The organism is Saccharothrix hoggarensis (assembly GCF_042678885.1).
In the GTDB taxonomy this organism is placed as follows: domain Bacteria; phylum Actinomycetota; class Actinomycetes; order Mycobacteriales; family Pseudonocardiaceae; genus Actinosynnema; species Actinosynnema hoggarensis.
Map to the genome: position 1 here is coordinate 1 of NZ_JBHTLK010000366.1, position 4,056 is coordinate 4,056.

The window sequence follows — 4,056 nt, forward strand, 5'->3', positions numbered from 1 at the left end:
CCGCGCGGCGGCCCGCTGGACGGCGGCGGTGACCTGCGCGGCCAACGCCGCGTGGTCGCGCCGCGCCGGCCCCAGTTCCAGCGACGTCAGCATCCCCGTCGAGTCGACCACGGCCCGGACCGACCCGTCGGGCGACGTCGCCGTGCCGGTGATCTCGCGCGACCGGGCCACCGCCTCCGCCATGACCTTCGCCGAGTTCCGCCGCAGCGCGCGCACCTGCTGCTCGCGGAACTCGTCCTCGAAGCCGGACATCAGCCCAGTCGGGCCGAGATGGTCGACGGTCCGGCCTCCCGCGCCCGCTCCTCCTTCTCGTCCAGCCACCGCTCGACGCCGGGCGTGGTGTGCTCGGGTTCCAGGTACCCCTTGGGGTTGTGGTCGAACGTGCCCACGTCCAGCGGCGACGACGGCGGCGCGGGCCGCACCTGGTTCAGGTCGGAGAGCTTGTCGGCGACCTCGGTCTTGATCGCCCGCGTGAGGCGGTCCTCGAACTCGCGGCACGCCGCCAGGTACCGGTGGGCGATGTCGGCGAACTCCTCGCCCTCCAGCGACTCCTTCGCCGCCTCCGCGCCCACGTCGGCGATCGCGCCGCCCACCGCCGCGACGAACGTCCCGCCGATGCCGCCGACCGGCGCGGTGACGATCGCGAGCGCCGCGCCCGCGAGCGCGCCGATCGCCGTGAACAGGATCTTCTGGTTGGACGCGCGGTCGTCCTCCACCTTCTGGCGCAGGGCGTCGACGAACTGGTCGGCGAGCCTCAGCCAGTCGTCGCGGGCCGACTTGACGATGCCGCCGTACGCGAGCAGCACGGCGGCCAGCCTCTCCGCCGCGTCGCGCTCGTCGTTGACGTAGTCCATGAGCGCGCCGCCGTACTTGGCGCACGCCTCCTGCGCCGAGCCGGTCCAGTTGCGGAAGGCGTTGGCGCAGCCGACCTGGAACTCCTCCATGCCGTTGTCGATCTCGCGGCTGTTGCGCACCAGCGCCTCGTACACCGCGCCGATCTCGTCCAGCGGCTGGCCGGTGAGCAGCATGGGCACCCGGAAGAAGTCCTCGTACGCCACGCCCGGCACCGGCAGCCCTTGGAGCACCTGCCGCTGCCGTTCCATCGGGTCGGCCGACTCGACGGCCAGGTACGACACCCAGCCGTGCAGCACGACGAGCAGGGGGTAGAGGCCCCGCTGCGCCTCGGTGAACGCCGGGTCCAGGTCGTACTCGAAGACGCTCCCGCTCACGGCCGCCCCCGGAACCCGTCCGCGTTGGCCTCCTCGACCGAGCGGTAGGTGCGCACGACGTCTTCCAGCGCCTCGCGGAACTCCTCCAGCGACCGCACGGCCGCGCGCTGGCTCTCCACCAGCGCGGTGCTCGCCGCCGCGTACAGCGGGACGAGCGCCAGGGCGCCGGGCATGAGGCCGCCGCCCATCAGCGCGGCCGGGTGGTGGTCTTCGATCTTCTCGACGTCCTCCACCAGGCGGGTGAAGCGCTCCACCGCCGGCACGATGTTGTGGCGGAGGCCGTTCTCCAGGTCGGCCAGATCGGTCTGGAAATCACTCATCCGGTTCCCCCTCGGTCCACTCGCAGGCTAGCGAGTGTGACGTGGGTCGCTCCGGGTTTTGGGCGAACCGACCTCAGTCGGAGCCGGCCAGCAGCGCGGACACGTGCCGCGTCAGCCACGCGGTGTCGGCCGGGGACAGGTGGACCCACTCGGTGCCGAACGACCGCTCGGTGGTCAACGCGTACCGGCCCGCACTGGTGTCGGTCCAGCTGAGCACGCGGGACCGGCCGGCGGGCCCGGTGGCGGCGAGCTGGCCGGTCGCCTGGCGCGGCGAGTCCACGAGCGTGGTGATCGCCCTGGTGGCGCGGCCGGTGATGCCCGCCTGCGCCAGGGTGCGCTCCATCGCGCCGTGACCGGACGTCGCGTACGCGTCCACGGCGGCCGAGAACACCGACCGCGGCAGGCGCAGCTGCTCGCCGGGACCGGCCGGCGCGTCGCCGATGACCCGCGTGATCGCCGCCGTCACGTCGGTGATGGGTTCCAGCGCCACCTCGCGGTCGTTGAGGACGGCGAGCACGCCGCGCCGGCCGCGGGCGGTGGCGAGCACCCGCCACGGTTGCGGGCGGAACACCAGGGCGTCCACGGAGACCACGCCGTGCGAGAGGAGGCCGAAGAGGTCTTCCAGCTCCGGTGAGACGTCGTCGCCGTCGGCCAGGCCCGCCTCGGTCAGCGAGCGCAGCACCTCCGCGCCCAGCGCGTCCCGGTCGGCCACCGTCTCGCCGTGCGACGGCACCTCCAGCGGGTACGGCGGCTCGCCGGTGCCCAGGTCCTCCCACAGCAGGTCGAACTCCAGGTGGGACAGGACGACCGCGGTCGCCGAACGTCGCGCCATGTGCCGAAAGGTAGCGCGTGCCGGCCGCCGACGAGGGCGGGTCGGCGCGGTCCGCCGGCTAGGCTGCCGACCGTGGACGTCACCGACGGGTTCCTCACCGTGCGGGCTTCCGGCGCGGCGGCGGCCAAAGCCGGGCTCAGCGGGGGTGCGGCCACGCCGGAGCACCTCCAGCTGGTGCTGCGCTGCGCCGTGCCCGACGACGTGCCCGGCGCCGGGACCGCGCTTCGGTTTCCCGACTGCTCGCTGCACGTCCTGCCGGTGGGCGTGGTGGTGCTGACCGTCGCGGAGGCCCGGCTGACGGTCGGGTTCGGCGAGCTGAAGCCGCTGATGTTCCAGCCGGTTCCGGTCGACGCGGCGCTGCGGTCGCTGGTCTCCGGCGCGGTGGCGCACGTGCTCGCCGCGGCGCCCGTGCTCGACCCGCACGGCTCGGCGCACCACCTGCTCGGCCTGGCCGAACTGGTGCTGCGCAGCGCGTTGCGGGCCGAGCTGGCGCGGGTCGGGTCGATGGCGGCACGGCGGCGCGAGGCGTTGGAGTACATGCGCGAGCACCTGGCGGACCCGACGTTGAGCGCCGACCGGGTCGCCGAGGCGCTGTTCATCTCCCGACGCCGCCTCTACCAGCTGTTCGACGACGGGCAGGGCGTGTCCGAGCGCATCCGCGGCCTGCGGATCGACCGGGCGAAGGCGTTGCTGGCCGATCCGGCGAAGGCCGCGCGGGGCATCGGGGAGATCGCGAAGGACTGCGGTTTCGTCAGCGCCGCGCACTTCTCCCGGACGTTCCGTCAGGTCGTCGGGCGGACGCCGAGCGAGTTCCGAGGTCGCTGAACACCATCCCGGACACGAACCGGCCCGCGACGCCCGACACGTCGAGCCAGCCGCGCCCGGTCGGCGAGTGCAGCGTGAACACGGCGATCCGCGGGTGGTCCGGATCGGTCACCACGACCTGCAGCTGGGCGCCCGGCCCGGTCACCGGGACGCGTTCCACGATCACCACCGGGTAGCCGGTCGCCGTCTCGCCCGTGGTGACGTCGCGGATCTCCGGGCCGTCGAGGTGGAAGCCCAGCTCGCCGGGGTCGGTCGGCCGGTCGACCGGCACCACGCCCGCCAGCAGGAGCGCCGGGTCGGCGTCCGGGTGCTCGACCACGGCCAGCAGGCCCGCGCCGTGCCGGTGCGCCAGCTCCGCGGCCTGCGTGGCGGACACCTCCAGCCCCGGGTCGTGGGTGCCCTTCAGCCGCCGCAGCACGGCGAGGAGTTCCGCCGCGGTGCGCTCAGGCGTGCCTAGTGCCACCGGGGTCACCCCCGGCACGGGAGCGAGTCTCACCCCAGGCCCGCCCGGAACGCCGCCGCCGCGCCCCTGGTGGACGCCTGCCGGGGTGGGCCGAGCAGCACGGACGCCAGCTCGGCGGTGAGGGACGACAGGCCCGTCAGCGTGTCGGCGATCGCGGTCGACGGCTCCTCGGCGCGCAGCCGTTCGGCGACCCGCCTCGCCTCCGCGCGGTGGTCGCGCTCCAACAGCCGGGCCTCCTCCAGCACGTCGTCCAGTTGTCGGCGCAGCTCGTCGTGCCGCGCCACGGCCCGCCGGTGCGCCTCGCCGTCCGCGGCGGTGAAGCTCGCCATCGCCGCGGTCCGGTCGACCTCGTCGGCGGCGTCGGCGAGGGCGCGCAGGACGGCGAGG

At 74.5% G+C, this 4,056-nt stretch carries 7 protein-coding genes; 1 reads left to right on the plus strand and 6 read right to left on the minus strand.

The window, feature by feature from the left end:
* The 4 genes from ACFQ3T_RS34790 to ACFQ3T_RS34805 all read right to left on the minus strand — a co-directional run.
* The coding region (locus ACFQ3T_RS34790) for a YbaB/EbfC family nucleoid-associated protein (RefSeq protein WP_380730088.1) at window positions 1–252 on the minus strand (252 nt) is incomplete at its 3' end.
* Window positions 252–1,229 (minus strand): hypothetical protein, encoded by a 978-nt coding sequence (locus ACFQ3T_RS34795; RefSeq protein ID WP_380730090.1) that lies wholly within the window; start codon window positions 1,227–1,229, stop codon window positions 252–254. The genes ACFQ3T_RS34790 and ACFQ3T_RS34795, both read right to left, overlap by 1 nt.
* Window positions 1,226–1,549 carry a hypothetical protein gene (locus ACFQ3T_RS34800; protein ID WP_380730092.1) on the minus strand — a complete coding sequence of 108 codons (324 nt, stop codon included), beginning with the start codon at window positions 1,547–1,549 and terminating at the stop codon, window positions 1,226–1,228. The genes ACFQ3T_RS34795 and ACFQ3T_RS34800 overlap by 4 nt, the downstream gene beginning before the upstream one ends.
* 73 nt (window positions 1,550–1,622) lie before the next feature.
* Complete coding sequence (locus tag ACFQ3T_RS34805) at window positions 1,623–2,381, minus strand: ESX secretion-associated protein EspG (RefSeq protein ID WP_380730095.1); 759 nt, start codon at window positions 2,379–2,381, stop codon at window positions 1,623–1,625.
* Window positions 2,382–2,453: 72 nt separating this feature from the next.
* On the opposite strand from ACFQ3T_RS34805, the gene ACFQ3T_RS34810 reads away from it, so the two are divergent.
* Window positions 2,454–3,206, plus strand: a complete 753-nt coding sequence (locus tag ACFQ3T_RS34810; RefSeq protein ID WP_380730097.1) for a helix-turn-helix transcriptional regulator — start codon at window positions 2,454–2,456, stop codon at window positions 3,204–3,206.
* Here ACFQ3T_RS34810 and ACFQ3T_RS34815 read toward each other — a convergent pair.
* Window positions 3,133–3,669: a hypothetical protein gene (locus tag ACFQ3T_RS34815; protein WP_380730099.1), complete on the minus strand. Its 537-nt coding sequence runs from the start codon at window positions 3,667–3,669 to the stop codon at window positions 3,133–3,135. The genes ACFQ3T_RS34810 and ACFQ3T_RS34815 overlap by 74 nt on opposite strands.
* A 29-nt stretch (window positions 3,670–3,698) precedes the next feature.
* On the minus strand, window positions 3,699–4,056 hold a 358-nt coding region (locus tag ACFQ3T_RS34820), incomplete at its 5' end, for a hypothetical protein (protein ID WP_380730101.1).